General features: G+C 49.7%; 13 protein-coding genes. 5 read left to right on the top strand and 8 right to left on the bottom strand.

The genetic code is table 11. The annotated features are described in order from the left end of the window. The first annotated feature begins 296 nt into the window (after positions 1-296). Together typA and GOB58_RS06680 are read left to right on the top strand one after the other, a co-directional pair. Positions 297-2120, top strand: coding sequence for a translational GTPase TypA (gene typA, locus GOB58_RS06685; RefSeq protein ID WP_086555098.1), 1824 nt, complete (start codon positions 297-299; stop codon positions 2118-2120). Between the two features lie 304 nt (positions 2121-2424). Continuing rightward, positions 2425-2712 carry a hypothetical protein gene (locus GOB58_RS06680; protein WP_173559662.1) on the top strand — a complete coding sequence of 96 codons (288 nt, stop codon included), beginning with the start codon at positions 2425-2427 and terminating at the stop codon, positions 2710-2712. A 114-nt stretch (positions 2713-2826) separates the two neighbouring features. On the opposite strand, the gene GOB58_RS06675 is transcribed toward GOB58_RS06680, so the two are convergent. After that, on the bottom strand, positions 2827-3849 hold the full coding sequence (locus tag GOB58_RS06675) for an NAD(P)/FAD-dependent oxidoreductase (protein WP_173559661.1): 1023 nt from the start codon (positions 3847-3849) through the stop codon (positions 2827-2829). 159 nt (positions 3850-4008) lie between these two features. Beyond that, positions 4009-5229: an NADP-dependent isocitrate dehydrogenase gene (locus GOB58_RS06670; RefSeq protein ID WP_086555100.1), complete on the bottom strand. Its 1221-nt coding sequence runs from the start codon at positions 5227-5229 to the stop codon at positions 4009-4011. Positions 5230-5460: 231 nt separating this feature from the next. Between GOB58_RS06670 and GOB58_RS06665 the strand changes: the two genes are divergently transcribed. After that, the gene (locus GOB58_RS06665; RefSeq protein WP_086555111.1) at positions 5461-6957 is read left to right on the top strand and encodes a peptide MFS transporter; all 1497 of its coding nucleotides are present in this window, start codon (positions 5461-5463) and stop codon (positions 6955-6957) included. Between the two features lie 135 nt (positions 6958-7092). Here GOB58_RS06665 and GOB58_RS06660 read toward each other — a convergent pair whose 3' ends face one another. Beyond that, complete coding sequence (locus GOB58_RS06660) at positions 7093-7665, bottom strand: hypothetical protein (protein WP_086635695.1); 573 nt, start codon at positions 7663-7665, stop codon at positions 7093-7095. Positions 7666-7811: 146 nt separating this feature from the next. Between GOB58_RS06660 and GOB58_RS06655 the strand changes: the two genes are divergently transcribed. Further along, positions 7812-8129 carry a DMT family transporter gene (locus tag GOB58_RS06655; RefSeq protein WP_086555112.1) on the top strand — a complete coding sequence of 106 codons (318 nt, stop codon included), beginning with the start codon at positions 7812-7814 and terminating at the stop codon, positions 8127-8129. Positions 8130-8201: 72 nt separating this feature from the next. On the opposite strand, the gene GOB58_RS06650 is transcribed toward GOB58_RS06655, so the two are convergent. The 5 genes from GOB58_RS06650 to GOB58_RS06630 form a co-directional block, all read right to left on the bottom strand. Beyond that, the gene (locus GOB58_RS06650; protein ID WP_173559660.1) at positions 8202-9143 is read right to left on the bottom strand and encodes a hypothetical protein; all 942 of its coding nucleotides are present in this window, start codon (positions 9141-9143) and stop codon (positions 8202-8204) included. Further along, on the bottom strand, positions 9143-9946 hold the full coding sequence (gene pgeF / locus GOB58_RS06645) for a peptidoglycan editing factor PgeF (protein ID WP_173559659.1): 804 nt from the start codon (positions 9944-9946) through the stop codon (positions 9143-9145). The genes GOB58_RS06650 and pgeF overlap by 1 nt, the downstream gene beginning before the upstream one ends. Then, the gene (locus GOB58_RS06640; protein ID WP_173559722.1) at positions 9943-11010 is read right to left on the bottom strand and encodes a class I SAM-dependent methyltransferase; all 1068 of its coding nucleotides are present in this window, start codon (positions 11008-11010) and stop codon (positions 9943-9945) included. The genes pgeF and GOB58_RS06640 overlap by 4 nt, the downstream gene beginning before the upstream one ends. Then, positions 10985-11839: a prolipoprotein diacylglyceryl transferase gene (gene lgt, locus GOB58_RS06635; protein WP_173559658.1), complete on the bottom strand. Its 855-nt coding sequence runs from the start codon at positions 11837-11839 to the stop codon at positions 10985-10987. The genes GOB58_RS06640 and lgt overlap by 26 nt, the downstream gene beginning before the upstream one ends. 266 nt (positions 11840-12105) lie before the next feature. Further along, positions 12106-14289 carry a beta-N-acetylhexosaminidase gene (locus GOB58_RS06630; RefSeq protein ID WP_173559657.1) on the bottom strand — a complete coding sequence of 728 codons (2184 nt, stop codon included), beginning with the start codon at positions 14287-14289 and terminating at the stop codon, positions 12106-12108. A gap of 353 nt (positions 14290-14642) precedes the next feature. Between GOB58_RS06630 and GOB58_RS06625 the strand changes: the two genes are divergently transcribed. Next, positions 14643-15530, top strand: a complete 888-nt coding sequence (locus GOB58_RS06625; RefSeq protein ID WP_173559656.1) for an arginase family protein — start codon at positions 14643-14645, stop codon at positions 15528-15530. Positions 15531-15536: the final 6 nt, after the last annotated feature.

Raw genomic sequence — 15536 nt, 5'->3', positions numbered from 1 at the left:
CCGGATGCCTGTCATGTCCGTGTTGCGAATGATCCTCAACTGTAAAATACTCTCATGCCGGTGATCTGTCCATTGCAGGCAGGATATATGAGCCATAAACGGGCCGGAGGGGCAGAAAACCGTTCTCTGACAGGTAAAAATAAGAGCAGTGTGTCGTTTTCATAATGATTTTACGTGCAATTCTGCCCGCTGACGTTTAATGACAAGCCAGAACTTTATTTATGTGACGTCTTAACTGCCTCCTTTTTTAGCGAATGGGGGGCGGAAGAACCCGCAGGGAAAATCAGGCACTCTTCATGGATATCCGCAATATCGCCATCATTGCTCACGTTGATCATGGCAAAACTACACTCGTTGATGAATTGCTTAAGCAGTCCGGCTCCTTCCATGAGCATCAGCAGGTTGCTGAACGCGCGATGGACAGCAATGACCTGGAACGCGAGCGTGGCATCACCATTCTGGCTAAATGTACATCTGTTGTATGGAATGATACCCGTATCAACATTATTGATACACCCGGACATGCTGACTTTGGCGGTGAAGTTGAGCGTATTCTGAGCATGGTTGACGGTGCAATTGTGCTGGTCGATTCTGCTGAAGGTGCACTGCCACAGACAAAATTTGTGGTTGGTAAAGCACTGGCACGTGGTCTGAAACCAATTGTTGTTGTGAACAAAATTGACCGTGGCGATGCCCGCCCGGACGAAGTTCATAACGAAATTTTTGATCTGTTTGCTTCACTCGATGCAAATGAAGAGCAGCTTGACTTCCCGATGCTGTACGCTTCAGGCCGTCAGGGCTGGGCAGATGAAGAACTTGACGGGGCACGTAAAGACCTCAGCCCGATGTTCGACCTGATTCTGCGTCATGTGCCATCACCTGCACTGGATAAAGAAAAGCCGTTCGCTATGACGGCGACTATTCTTGAAAATGACAACTTCCTTGGTCGCGTACTGACCGGTCGTGTTGAGCAGGGACGTGCTAAAGTTAATATGCCCGTTAAGGTGCTCCGTCGTGATGGTTCTGTGGTTGAAACAGGCCGTCTGACGAAACTGCTGTCTTTCCGTGGGCTTGATCGCGTCGCGGTTGATGAAGTTGAAGCCGGTGATATCGTTGCTGTTGCTGGTCTGTCAGAAGCGACTATTCCTGACACAATCGCAGCGCCTGAAGTGGCTGAGCCTCTGGAATCTATCCCGGTTGATCCGCCAACCCTGTCTATGACATTCCGCCTCAATGATGGCCCTCTGGGTGGTCGTGAAGGCAAGAAAGTGACATCACGTCAGATTCGTGACCGTCTGTTTAAGGAAACAGAAGGTAACGTTGCGATCCGCGTGACAGAAAGCCCCGAAAGCGAAGCTTTTGAAGTCGCAGGCCGTGGCGAGCTTCAGCTTGGTGTTCTGATTGAAACCATGCGTCGTGAAGGCTTTGAGCTGACAATCGGTCGTCCCCGCGTGCTGTATCGCACTAACGAGGAGACAGGTGAGCGCGAAGAGCCATACGAAGAAGTTATGATCGACGTGGACGAGCCTTATTCAGGTGTTGTCGTAGAGAAGATGTCTCTGCGTAAAGGCCAGATGCAGGATATGCGCCCGTCAGGTGGTGATAAAGTTCGTCTGACCTTTATTATCCCTTCACGTGGTCTGATTGGTTATCATGGTGAGTTCCTGACCGATACACGCGGTACGGGTATCATGAACCGTCTCTTCCATGGCTATCAGCCATATGCAGGCACGATTGAAGGCCGTCGTAACGGTTCGCTGATTTCAGCTGAAGATGGTGCAACCACACAGTACTCTCTGTTCTCGCTGCAGGACCGTGGCACGCTGTTTGTTGATGCCGGTGAAAAAGTTTACGTTGGTATGATCATTGGTGAGCATTCACGTGAAAATGACCTGGAAGTAAATCCGGTTCGTGAAAAGAAGCTGACCAACATTCGTGCAGCCGGTAAAGATGATGCACTTCTGCTGGTTCCGCCACGTCGTATGTCGCTTGAGCAGGCTATTGCTTACATTGAAGATGATGAGCTGGTTGAGGTTACACCTTCAGCTGTTCGTCTGCGTAAGCGTTATCTTGACCCGAATGAGCGTAAAAAACGTGAACGTAAGGGCGATAACGCCTGAGGCATTATCGTTAGAAGAGGGCCAGCCTGTGCATAGCAGGCTGGCTTTTTTTATGTGCAAAAACGGGTATTGGGGTATGGCAGGTTGTTTTGTAATGCCTGACAACAGGATTATGTCAGCAATATAATCAGTATAAGTTTAAATACTGGCAAATCGCGTTTATTTATAAAATTTATATCAAGACGATGTCTTGCGATCGTGTTATAAACAGGATGTTAGTCGGGTTTGTGTATGAACGTGTCAGCGATATATCGATAAAATCGTGACCGTGAGGAACCTGACTTATTTAAGGAGAAATTTTTCGATGAAGTTTCGTCATTTTCTTTCAGCCGCTTCTGTCGTTGCTCTGATGGGTGCAGCTGCCCCTTCTTTTGCTCAGGAAGCTCCTCCTGCACCACCTGCTGCTTCTTCTGAAGTCCCTGCTAAAGGTGATGTGCCACCAGCTCCTCCGTCAGATTCCGCTTCTAAAAGTGGTGACGTTGCTAAGAAAGGTGCTCATCACGGCCAGCATCAGCATGATGGTAAAAAACACGGCCATCATGGTCATCACAAGCCAAAAGCAGCCGCTGATTCAACAGCAGCTGCTCAGTAAGCAAGTCTCTTTTCAGGGTGGAGTATAACTCCCCCCTGAGCTCTGAGACTGAAACAGAACCCGGAGGTAACTCCGAGGTTCTGTTTTTTTATGTATCTGGCCCTTCTTTAATATTCAGGCGGTTGCCGGTACGCCGCGTGTTGTCGAATGCTCAAAGTGCAAAGCCTGGTCAGGGTGTACAATCGGGTGAATGGCATGTGTTGCCATGGCTGCTTCACTAAAGCTCTGCAAAATAAGTTTTAGCTTTCCTGGGTAACTCGCAATGTCGCCAATGGCAAAAATACCTGCGCGTGATGTTTCGCAGTCAGAGGGACGGACCGGAATAACAGAGCGTGCTGTTTGAATATCCCATGTGGCTATGGGCCCCAGGTCGGTGGCCAGGCCAAAGAAGGGCAGGAGAGTGTCAGCCTCCAGTTTACGGGTTGTGCCATCCAGATCAATGACTTCAACGGCACTGAGTTTACCGTTTTCTCCATGAAGGGCGTGGAGCTGATATGGGGTGATTTTTTCAATCTGCCCGGCAGCCACAGCATCATCAAGCAGTCGTAAACTTTCAGGCGCACCACGAAAACGGTCGCGACGATGTACAAGATACAGCTTTTTTGCATTATCTTTGAGTGCGAGTGCCCAGTCGAGTGCGGAATCCCCGCCTCCTGCAATCACAATATTACGGTTTGCAAAGTCAGCTTTTCGGCGGACATAATATTGCACCGAGCCAGTTTCTTCAAAGTGCTCCAGACCTTCAAGCGGTGGGCGGTTCGGGCCAAATGCACCGGCTCCGGCAGCAATAATAATGGCTTTTGCTTTAACGGTTGTACCTTTGTCAGTTTTGACAGAAAAGTCGCCCCGGTTGCCAGAAACGTCATCAACGCGATGCTTAAGCAGGCGCGGAATATTAAAGGGTGCAATTTGCTTTTCCAGCTGAGCGATCAGCTGAGAGGCTTCAATCGCCGGGCAGGCCGGAATGTCATAGATGGGCTTTTCAGGGTAAAGGGCGATACACTGACCACCAACTTCTGGCAGAACATCAATGAGCAGGCAGTTCAGGCGTAGCATAGCGCACTGAAATGCGGCGAAGAGTCCAGCCGGACCTGCGCCAATAATGACAACATCTGTTTCAACGGGCGTGTCGGCCATGATGTTAAAAAACCTTTCTGAGGTATGACTGACTGAATGAGGCAGGCCCATAAAATGGACGAGTGCTGTGCGGGCAGGCACATTAGCGGTTTTCACAAAAAAAGGGAGCCCCTGTGAGAAGGCTCCCCTTTCATAATATTTTTCGCAGAGATCAGATGATCAGGATTTAGCGAATTCTTTTTTCAGACCGGCATCCAGCGCATCAAGGAATGACTGTGTGTCGAGCCATGGGGTATCTTTGCCGACAAGCATCGCGAGATCTTTAGTCATTTTACCTGATTCGACGGTGTCGATGCAGACTTTCTCAAGTGTGCCGGCAAAATGTACAACATCGGGGGTATTATCAAAGCGACCGCGGTAAGCCAGTCCCCGTGTCCATGCAAAGATAGAGGCAATCGGGTTGGTGCTGGTTGCCTTGCCTTTCTGGTGCTCACGGTAGTGACGGGTCACCGTGCCATGTGCAGCTTCGGCTTCAACAACATCACCTGTCGGGCTGAGCAGAACAGAGGTCATAAGGCCCAGGCTGCCAAATCCCTGTGCTACGATGTCGCTTTCTACGTCACCGTCATAGTTTTTACAGGCCCATACATAGCCGCCGTTCCATTTCAGGGCACAGGCCACCATGTCGTCAATCAGGCGGTGTTCATAGGTCAGGCCGGCTTTTTCAAAATCTGCCCTGAATTCGCGCTCATAAACCTCCTGGAAAACATCCTTAAACATACCATCATAAGCTTTGAGGATGGTATTTTTGGTAGAGAGGTAAACGGGCAGGTTACGGTCTCTGCCGTAGGAGAGAGAGGCGCGGGCAAAGCCTTCGATTGATGCACGGGTGTTGTGCATGCCAAGGGTTACGCCTGGACCTTTAAAATCATGCACATCGAGGGTGATGCTTTCACCACCGTCAGCAGGAACGTAGTTCAGGGTAACTTTGCCAGGCCCCGGGATTTTGGTTTCTGCTGCGCGGTAAATATCACCATAAGCATGACGGCCGATGACAATTGGTTTTGTCCAGTGTGGTACAAGACGAGGGACGTTTGAGCAGACGATTGGCTCACGGAAGATTGTACCATCAAGAATGTTACGGATAGTGCCGTTGGGTGAACGGTACATACGTTTGAGGCCAAATTCTTCAACGCGGGCTTCATCAGGTGTAATGGTCGCGCATTTTACTGCGACGCCGTAGCGTTTTGTGGCTTCAGCTGCGTCGACTGTTACCTGGTCATCGGTTGCATCACGGTGTTCGATTCCCAGGTCGTAGTATTTCAGATCGACATCAAGATAGGGGAGAATCAGTTTTTCGCGAATAAAATGCCAGATAATGCGGGTCATTTCATCGCCGTCCATTTCTACGATGGGATTTTTTACCTTGATCTTTGCCATTGAAATAACACCAGTTCCGAAAAAAATGTGAGAATACGACACAGTGCCGGTTAACCGCCGGGCTGTGGGGTAAGCGTTCTGGTACGGACTTGTTTCTGACGAGATATGATATCTCTGGCTTTGTTACAGGTGCGATTTAAAATCACTTCGTGTAAAAGCCTGTCAGCAACAAACCTGCACAGCGCAGGTATATCTGTTCTGGAAAAGAGATTACAATATGGTCGGAGCCTTATGACAGCATCTTTACCTCGCGCACCTGCCAGGGCGCAGTCTTTCTCTGTCGTGCTTGCCATAGAGTTATGGGAGCGGTTTGGTTTTTATGGCATGCAGGGGATCCTGCTGCTTTATATGGTCCAGCGGCTGGGTTTTGGCGACAAACAGGCCAACCTGCTGTGGGGCACATTTGCAGCTATCACTTACGCAGCTCCGGCTGTTGGTGGCTGGCTTGGTGATGCCGTGCTGGGCTCTCGTCGCACCATGCTTATGGGGGGTATTGTGCTGACGCTGGGTTATGCCCTGCTGGGTTTTGACTTTGGCGGTCAGATGGCCCTTTTCGCAGCATTATCAGTGATTGCGCTGGGTAATGGCCTGTTTAAAGCAAATGCCGCTAACCTTGTACGCCGCATTTACGAAGGCGATGATGCAAAGATCGACGTTGCTTTTACAATTTATTACATGAGCATCAATGTCGGTTCTACCTTCTCCCTTTTGCTGACACCCTGGCTGCAGCAGCGTTTTGGCTGGGGGCCTCCTTTCTTTGTTTGCTCTGCTGGTCTGGCCTTTGGCGTGCTGAGCTATCTGCTGTTTCGTAGCCGGTTGCAGCATATTGGTTCAGCTCCTGACTTTGAGCCCGTAGCATGGGGCCGTATGGGTGCAGTGATTGGCGCTATGGTGGTTGCAGGCGCTGTTCTGCTGGCAGTGCTTGGCTCTCCCTCACTGGGCAGAGGCTGCGTCTGGCTGGCCGCTATTGTGACCCTTGGTATCTGGATTTATCTTTACGCTAAAGCGGAGGAGGCTTTCAGACCCGGCTTAAGGCTTGCTTATCTGCTGATCGTACAGACGATGCTGTATTTCATTTTTTATCAGCAGATGGTCACTTCTCTTACATTGTTTGCGCTGCGTGATGTCAGCTCACAGTTTACCCTGTTCGGGCATACGCTGTTTTCTATGTCTGCGGGGCAGTTTCAGGCGCTGAATCCTTTGTGGATTATGGCAGCCAGTCCTGTTCTGTCATGGGTTTACGGCACGATAGAAAAACGTGGCTGGAATTTTCCTATTGCTGAAAAATTTATAGCCGGTTTTGCTCTTGTTGCTCTGGCTTTTCTGATCTGGTGGTGGAGTGCGGCAACAAGTACAACGCTGGTATCGCCATGGGTTATGTTCTGGGCTTACGGGGCGTTATCAGTGGGTGAACTGCTGATCAGTGCGCTGGGGCTTGCTGTGGTTGCCCGGTATGTTCCTGCAAATGTTGGCGCATTTATGATGGGCAGCTATTGTGTGTCAAACGGTGTTGCTATGTATCTGGGAAGTATCATGGCAAACTATGCTGCCATTGGCGAGGGCGTTGCTGCCACAGATCTGGTCACGACGTTGCATGCTTATGCAGGTTTATTTCGTATATTGTTTTTTACAGCTGTAATCTGCACATTATTGTTTGTTATCTGCCTTCCATTTACACGTAAGTGGGATGCACAGCATCGTGCTGCGCAGGAGCAGTCAGAAGCCTGAGAGAGCCCGGCTTTATGCGGTCAGTCCGGGCCGATGTTTAAAGTGGTGTGACCGGCCTGCCTCAGAAATATGGGGCTGGCCGGTCACTGCCCCTGGCCTGCGATATTCAGAGTGTGCACCTGCGGCAGAAGAATGTCAGTGTTCTCTTGCAATCGTAATTGCTCTGATACAGTCACGACCACCGTATTTCATGGGGTCATTTATATAATCGAGCGAGAGCTTATTGCCGCTTACAGGGCTGACCCAGACAACATGCTGCTGTGAGAGCTGGCGCTGATATATGGCATAGTCAGGATCATTCATAACACTGTTTGTTTCAGAAGGAGGTTCAGTCATTGCATTTGCAAATGAACGAAAGTTCCAGCACTGCGCAGACAGAGCAGCGATATCAAAGTAAATATTATTATTGTCTGACAGGCGTTTGACGGCGACAGAAATATGGGCAACATTAATAGAGTAAACTTTATTAATATAAACATACCTGTCAGTGTATGTATTACTATTCTCTGAAACTTCCCGTTTTAATTTAATTTTAAATAAATCATTTAAATAATAAACATCATCATTTCCGGTGTAGTTGTAAAATTCGATAATTTTTTGTGTCAGTTTATCTTCTTCACTAATATTTTGTGCATAAGATGTCGCATGTCCTGTAAGCAGAGTAAAAAAGAATAATAGGACAATTTTATGTTTTGAAATTTCTATCATTAAAAATCCTTCTTTAAATTTTATAGAAATAACAAATATATTATAAAATATTTAATATATTTGAGAAAGAGAAGTTGTTTTTTTTATGCCGTGATAATAAGAAAAGATATTTTATTTTTAACGATATGAAAAAAAGGAATTTTTTGTTGGACTGGTTTTATTTAATCGTAAGCGGTATTCTCGAAATAGGGTTTACAACCTGTTTACGTTTTACAAAAAGTCTGAGCGATATTGGCTGGTTTGCCGGACTGTTAGTGTGCATGGTGACCAGCATCAGCCTTATACAGCTGGCAACGCGTAGTATCCCTATGGGTACAGCATATGCTGTCTGGACAGCCCTGGGGGCTGCAGGCACTGTTGTGTTCGGTATGATCGTTTTTCATGAGCCTGTTTCAGCCATGCGGCTGGTGTTCATCAGTGGTATTGTGCTGTGTGTTATCGGGCTTAAATTATGCGGCAATTAATACATCAGGCTGCTTAATAATTTTGTATCCCCTTCTGCGGAAATTTTGCGCAGAAGGGGATATGGCAGCTACTTATTTATCTGAAGATTTTTTCTTTGAGGCCGGGTCGGGAAGAGGGGCGTCATCACGTCCTGAATAGCGACTAAGAATCTGATCTACAGCTGCTGCAGCTTCCTGTGCCGCTGCGCTGGCAACATCACCCCAGTAATTATCAAGAGAGTGGGCATCAATGTCGTGCAGCTGCGTTGCTGCTCCGGCTTCTTTGCCATTCTTATCTAAAACCTGCCAGACAATTTCAATGTGCTGCTGTGGGTGGCTGGTGGTGCCGGCAGGAGCATTGGTCAGGGTAACATGGCAGTTTACGGTGAAGTCAACATCAGCGGGGTTGTTTTGCAGGACATCAGGGGTGTTGTGAAAATAGGTTACAAAAGCCCGTGCCAGTGAGATGTTGCCATCCCCCGGAGCACCCTTCACACCAGAGAAATAAACGCGTGCGGGTCTGTGTTTCAGGCTGTTGGGGTCTTTATTCATCTGGTCTGCCTGGATACCGCTTAGCACAGCAGAAACGCGCGGAGCAGCGTCGCTGGCAACCTGCTTTAAAAATTCAGGGGTGGCTTCGTTCCACATTTCTTCAGGAATGGGCACGCCTTCCTGTGTTGCCCGCACGGTGTTTTGCGGTGTCATGACAGTGTAGAGCGGCACAATCATATCGTTACGCTGCTCAGTTGTGACCTTAAGCCACCAGTCCCCTTTTCTGGCAGGCTGTGCAATTGCAGGGATAGTCTGCTGAAGGAGCGCTTCAGCGATATCCTGCGATAGCAGTGCTGAGTTAGCCGGAGAAAGATCTGTGTGTTCTGGCTGAGGTACATCAAGACGCGAGGGCGGCGCGTTAGCTGCAAGCTGTCGTGCCTTTGCACCTGGGTCTGAAAAAGGGCGGGGTACATGCATACAGCCACCGAGCATCAGAAGGGCAGACAAAGGGAGAAGAGTTGTCTGACGTAAAGTGAAGAGCATTATGCGCGCGCTCCTGGTGAGATAACAGAAAGCTGATGCCCCAGCGGGCCATTGCCAGTCAGCGTGCGGCGACGATGGCTGAAAAATTGTTTTTCATTAGAAAATGTATCAACGCCGAGCAGAGAAGCATGTTGCACACCTGCTCTTTTAAGTCTGAAAAGGCACCATCCGCCTAAGTCGAACTGATAATGGCCGGTTCGTTTCCCTGGTATAAAAAAGCGTGCGGCGTCAGGGTCGCTCTTTGTTATCTCAGAATGCATGTCTTCACCGGTTTCGTAGCTGCTCTGGGCGATGCAGGGGCCGACGGTGGCATAAATTCCGGCAACAGGCGCTCCTTCGTGCTGCATGACGTCAAGAGTAGCTTCAATCACGCCAGCCAGAGCACCGCGCCAGCCTGCATGAGCCGCTCCGACAAGCTGCCCGTCAGCAGAAGCAAATAATACCGGTGCGCAGTCAGCTGTAATAGTGCCCAGTGCAATAGCCGGATTGCGTGTTACCATGGCATCAGCTTCTTCCAGCTGGCCGGCGGGGAGTGGTTCAGTGACAGTGATAACCCGTTTTCCGTGTACCTGAGACAGGCTTGTCAGCCCGTTTTCAGGCACTTTGATCCAGTCAGCAATGCGGCGTCTGTTTTCACGCAGGTGTGCGGGGGTATCTTCAGAGCGTACAGAGCAGTTCAGGCTGGCATAAGGTCCGGTTGAAACACCTCCTTCACGGGTGAAAAAACCGTGACGGGCCTGTTTAAGGAGTATGCTGGTGAGAGGTGAAAGTGCCTGCTGAGGCAGTGAGGCGGCAGATGTCATGCAGCCGGTCCTTTCGTAAAACCAGGAGGGGGACTCATGCCCACAGAGGTGAGAGCAAGAACTTTGAAAAGATGCCCCATTTTTTCAGGGGCTGCCAGTCGTGCTGTGGCGTGGTGTAAGTTCTGCGCATCGGCCGGGCTGGCATGAGCGGCCAGCTGTTCAGTGCGTTCCATCAGCCCCAGTGTGCGCAAAAAAGTACCTTGTGTTATGGCCCCCCATGTTTGCGCCCCTGACTGCTGTGCCGCAGTAGCGAAGGCAAGAAAGTCAACATGGGTTGTCAGGTCAGCCTCTCCCGCTGCTTTGAGTGGATGCGCCGGCCGGGCGTGGCGCAGCGCCTGAAGAGAATCTCCGGTTAGCTGTGAAAAATGCCCGTAATCAATAAATAAGGCAGCCCCGGCGTGACGGGTCATACGCAGGCCGAGAAGCCGGGCAATATCTAATGCAGGCTCGCAGAGTTCGACGACCGTGCTGTCTTCAAAGGTACGTTTATCCGGCAGTTGGGGAGGGGGGCAGCTGACAGAGATAAGGTTCTCACCGGTGACGTAATGCTCGTGCCAGCCTTGTGCCGGTGTATGTACAAACTGCCGTACAGGCAAAGCATCAAGAAACTCGTTAGCCAGCAGAATAAAAGGCTGCTCAGGCAGTTCTGTCAGGCTGTCATGCCATGTGGGGCTGGTGTAAGGTCGCAAGGCATCTGCCTGTGCGGCACGCATAAGAGGAGATGTTTCTATCAGATGGACGTCAGCTGCACGTGCCATGTCAGGGGCTACGCGGGTTATCAGGCGCAGGGCGTCTGCCATTAATGTACCCCGGCCGGGTCCTGCTTCTGCCAGAATAATGGGTGAGGGACGTCCCATATTATACCAGACTGCCACAGCCCAGGCACCAAGAAGCTCCCCAAAAATCTGAGAGATTTCAGGGGAGGTTACAAAATCTGATAAAAGAGGATGCGTCGCGTAATAATGGGCGTTGGCACGGGCCATAAAAACATCAAGCCTTTCAGCCCCGGGAGGCAGAGCTGAAAGATTTTTGAGAGGGTCAGTTCTTAGCGGTGTCTTGGGCATTATCACGGGTATCAGGCAAACCGGCATAAGGTGGAGCAAACCAGGCACGGGCCATCAGAGTGATACCGATAATGATCATTGGTACACACAGAACCTGCCCCATTGTGATTCCTCCAGGTAAAAAGCCAAGAAAAGAATCAGGTTCGCGAAAAAATTCGCAAAAGCTGCGGGCAACACCATAACCTGTCAGAAAGAGGCCGCCAAGCATGCCGGCATGTTCTCTGATTTTGTGGCTGCGTGATGCTGTATACATGACCAGAAAGAGCAGCAGGCCTTCGGTCAGAGCTTCGTAGAGCTGAGAGGGGTGACGAGGGACATCGCCGCCGCCGGGGAAAATCATTGCCCAGGGTACTGATGTCGAGGCTTCGCGCCCCCAGAGCTCCCCATTAATAAAGTTGGCGATACGCCCCAGACCCAGCCCGATAGGAATGGCAACGGTTATTCTGTCAGAAAAGGCAAAAAAGTTAATTTTTTGCTGTCTGGCATAAAAAAACATGGCCAGAATAACACCCACAACACCGCCATGAAATGACATGCCACCATGCCAGACCTCGAAGATAGAGAGCGGATGGCTTAAATAATATTCTGACTGATAAAACAGGATATAACCGAGACGCCCCCCCAGTACGACACCAAGTGCGCCCCAGCCAAAAAAGTCATCAACCTGTTCGACTGATGAGGCCCGTGGCGTAAGAGGAACAAGCCTGCGAACAAGAAACAGAGCAAGGAGTAAACCGACTATGTAAGAAAGAGCGTACCAGCGAATGGGAAACGGTCCAATATTTACCAGTACCGGGTCAATCTGAGGGAAAAGAATAACAGGCAGCATGCGGGAGTATATCCGGTTAAAGCCAGAAGAAAAAAGCAGAGGGAAAAGTTATTGGTTATAAGATAGTCCTGTATATACCGGCTTTCTCTATCTTCAAGCATGATGAGAGATTTTGTATAGTTATGTTTGTATAGTTACGGCGGAAGACGAAAGTCTGTGAAATGGTCACCGGAGGAGGTGGTCAGCGTGGTGCGAGTATAAAGCGCAGTAACACGCTCTCCAGGAGACTAATTTTTATAATTTATTCATGTAATTCTTAGAAAATCTCACTCTGAGCATCTCATGAGAGATTCTACTCCCGGTGTAATATCCTGAAGAAGATCTCCTTCAGGCTGCTGGGTTTTTGAAACGATTTTTATATTTTCTGATGCTGCAATCTGTTCCTTTGCGATTTGAACAGCAGCACATCCTTTGTTACGCCAGTGCAGTGTGCGCTTGTCACCCAGGGCTGCCAGCCCCGCCATTGCAAGGTCATGGAGGAGTGCTGAGGCCTGAAGTCCGTCTTTCAAAGCCGGATAGCGGGCTGCGGCCTTTATAAACCGGGCATTATTACCCGACCAGAGCTGCAGATCAGTAATCAGTGAGTCTCTGAGTTCTATCTGCCCATCCATGAACGCTGCTGCCCGCTTGTTAAAGCTTTCTGCCTGTGGCGAGTCAGGGCTGGCAATATCGGCAAGGGTATTTAGTTGCTGTTCGGTTGCTGTCTGTTTATGGCGAATTTGCAGAAATTCGTGGTTGTGAGCATAATTTCTTACCGGGCTGGTGACGCTAAGGAGTATCCTGACGCTTTTTTCCTTTCCCGGTGCAAGCTGAGTAATGCGTTTTTCAGTGCTTTCATCGCTTTGAATGCCAAGAGTTTCCAGCCTGTTCCGGGTCACACCTAAACGGGCAGACAGGGTATCCGGCTGGCAGTTTTCAGGCTGCGACCAGAAACGTTCAGCAATTGCTGCAAGTCGTGGCCACAGGCGGGCATCCAGCATGTCTTCAGAGACAATTTCAGTCCATAAAGCCGCTTCACCCCCGAGCACGAGTTTCTTCTGGGCTTCTGAAAGAGGCTGGGTATCTGTCGGCTTACTTTGCGTTGTGATTGTACCTCCTGGACCACTGGTACGAGCCGCGGCTTCTGCCTCAGAAGTGTTCTGAGGTGAGGCTAGCGGGTCATCCTGATAATGCTGAGCAGAAGGCAGGAGACGGTCGAGATAATAACGCTCTGAAAGAATAACAGGGTGGCCGTCTGCCGTCGCTTCTGCAGTGTGCGCTGCGCCACGCCAGACTTCAACAACAGTGCGTTGCGGGATAGATGCTGCTGTAATTTCGTCCCATCCGATCGCTGTCTTGTGGTCTTTACTCAGCATATCGATAGCTTTGGTGGTGAATTCTGCCTGGAGTTCTGCCGGGCCATTTAGCTTGTGTTGTTTTATATAGGCTGAAATTGCGGGCGCTTCAGTCCATTGTTTTGCGACAACTTCATCCCCGCCAATATGGAAGTAGGCATCGGGAAAAAGGGCTGCCATTTCGCCATAAAGCTTTGAAATGAATTCGTATGTTTCAGGTTTTGTCGGGTCGAGGGCCGCCCGGTTCCGTTCTGCCCGGTCAGTCATGTTGAGCGGGGCCTGAGCGGCATAAAGCGGATAAGCTTCAAGCAGGGCAAAGCTGTGGCCAGGTGTATCAAATTCCGGAACGATACGAATGCCACGCTCGGCAGCGTAGTGGATGAGGGCGCGGACCTCATCCTGTGTATAATATTGTCCGTGTGAGGATATGCTTTGCAGGCGCGGGAAAAGCTTACTTTCGACACGGAAACCCTGGCCATCTGATAAATGAAGGTGCAGCACGTTGAGCTTAACCATTTCCATGGCATCAATCTGCCGTTTGATGGTGGACAGGCTCATAAAATGACGGCTGACATCGAGCATCAGACCACGCCACCTGAAGCGCGGAGCATCTGTCATGGTTGCCGGTTGCAGCACTGGCCCGGCTGAGGTCTGGCTGACCAGCTGGAGCAGTGAGGTGAGGCCATGCAGAATGCCAGCGGCGCTTTGTGCTGAAATTTCAGCTCCGGCCGGGCTGACTTTGAGGGAATAAGCTTCGTTCATGCCGAGGGAAGGGAAGAAATCTCCTTTCTCCGGGCATGAGATAACAAGAGCAAAGTTATGTGTTTTTTGAGCCGCTGCTGAGAATGAAATTTTGGTGCCGGAGAGCATTTCAAGTCGTGTATGAAAGCGTGCAACTGCGGCTGTCAGCACAGGTGTTTTTTGTCCGTGCCATATAAGCTGAATATGCTGTGGCAGAGCAATGGGCTGCGTTTGTGTGATTTGTAATGTCGTGGGGTGAGGCAGAACGACCGGAGGGGCAGGGGTGTCGGCGGCAAAGCCTCTTTGCGGTTGAGCGCACAATATTATGCTGACACAGGGTGCGATCATATAAAGCTGACGTAAACGCAGTTTCAACGGGTTACTCTCCGCCAGTAAGAAGTGTGTCAGATGTATCGGGTGCTATGACCCAACCCCTGTGTGCTCTGTGCCTATGTTACACAAAAAATAGCACGGAGGTAACCAAGTGTCACAGTGACCTGGAGAGGGGGCACCCTGTTTCGTCGGACGAAGGTCTGAAGACGGTGGATATGTTTGCTCAGGGCTTATAATGTCTGAGCAGGTTAGACAAAGGGCTGATACCCGCCGGGAGAGCGAATTTTTTACCCTGTTATTAAAGCGCTGTCAGATTAAGTGGGTTATAATAGCTGCTGAGTTGTAAAAGTTTAAATGTGTATCTGTATCTAACGTCTACGTAGAAAAAGAAATCCATGACTCTCTCCTCAGATAAAACACTCCGTCTTCTTTTTCCTCAATGGCAGGGTGGTAATAACCCTCCTTATTTTTTTGGTTCTCAGCTTCTAAGCTGGCTTGCACCAGTCACAAATGGACCGGTTGAAGAAGTACCTGTTAAGGCACCGACGGAGAAACCTTTATCTGAAGAAAATGGAATAGTAGGGCGCCAGGTATTACTTGAGCAGCTTCATACTGCACGCGGTCTGATTGATAAGCACAACCCTGATCGTCTGGTCGTTCTGGGAGGGGATTGCCTGGTAGATCTTGCCCCGTTTGCTTATCTTAGTGAGCGTTACAAGGATGAACTGGCCGTACTGTGGGTTGATACACACCCGGACATTATGACACCAGAACACTTTAATCATGCCCACGCCATGGTTCTTGGAAATTTGCTGGGGCTGGGGGATGCAGATTTCACACAAGCTGTGGCTTACCCTGTTAAGCCAGAGAATGTTTTATTTGCCGGACTACATGACCCGACTGAGTGGGAGGCCGGTGAAATTAAACGTCTGGGCCTGAAAAATGCAGGGCCTGAAGAGCTGGCGCAAAAGGGAAGTAAACTTGTTCTGGACTGGTTCAGATCAACAGGAGCAAAGTATTTAGCTATTCATTTAGATCTCGATGTTTTCAATCCACGTTTTTTTCATTCTGTGCTTTTTGCTCAGCCCAATGTGCCGCCTGATACCTTTAAGGGTATCGCGCAGGGGGAAGTATCAATGGCGCAGGTGATACAACTACTGAATGATATATCAGAAATAGCTGATGTGGTTGGTTTGGGTATTGCTGAACATATGCCGTGGGATGCTCTGGCGCTAAAAAATATGCTCGCACGTCTTCCTTTAATTGGTCGCACAAAATTATAATAACCA

The organism is Acetobacter thailandicus, assembly GCF_011516655.1.
Lineage (GTDB): Bacteria > Pseudomonadota > Alphaproteobacteria > Acetobacterales > Acetobacteraceae > Acetobacter > Acetobacter thailandicus.
The sequence above is the reverse complement of the archived record's forward strand: the minus strand, read 5'-3'. Positions and strand labels throughout refer to the sequence as shown.

Bases quoted from the DNA above. Each gene is read 5' to 3' on its own strand.
- typA (WP_086555098.1), top strand. From the start codon at position 297: ATGGATATCCGCAATATCGCCATCATTGCTCACGTTGATCATGGCAAA.
- GOB58_RS06680 (WP_173559662.1), top strand. From the start codon at position 2,425: ATGAAGTTTCGTCATTTTCTTTCAGCCGCTTCTGTCGTTGCTCTGATG.
- GOB58_RS06675 (WP_173559661.1), bottom strand. From the start codon at position 3,849: ATGGCCGACACGCCCGTTGAAACAGATGTTGTCATTATTGGCGCAGGT.
- GOB58_RS06670 (WP_086555100.1), bottom strand. From the start codon at position 5,229: ATGGCAAAGATCAAGGTAAAAAATCCCATCGTAGAAATGGACGGCGAT.
- GOB58_RS06665 (WP_086555111.1), top strand. From the start codon at position 5,461: ATGACAGCATCTTTACCTCGCGCACCTGCCAGGGCGCAGTCTTTCTCT.
- GOB58_RS06660 (WP_086635695.1), bottom strand. From the start codon at position 7,665: ATGATAGAAATTTCAAAACATAAAATTGTCCTATTATTCTTTTTTACT.
- GOB58_RS06650 (WP_173559660.1), bottom strand. From the start codon at position 9,143: ATGCTCTTCACTTTACGTCAGACAACTCTTCTCCCTTTGTCTGCCCTT.
- pgeF (WP_173559659.1), bottom strand. From the start codon at position 9,946: ATGACATCTGCCGCCTCACTGCCTCAGCAGGCACTTTCACCTCTCACC.
- GOB58_RS06640 (WP_173559722.1), bottom strand. From the start codon at position 11,010: ATGCCCAAGACACCGCTAAGAACTGACCCTCTCAAAAATCTTTCAGCT.
- lgt (WP_173559658.1), bottom strand. From the start codon at position 11,839: ATGCTGCCTGTTATTCTTTTCCCTCAGATTGACCCGGTACTGGTAAAT.
- GOB58_RS06625 (WP_173559656.1), top strand. From the start codon at position 14,643: ATGACTCTCTCCTCAGATAAAACACTCCGTCTTCTTTTTCCTCAATGG.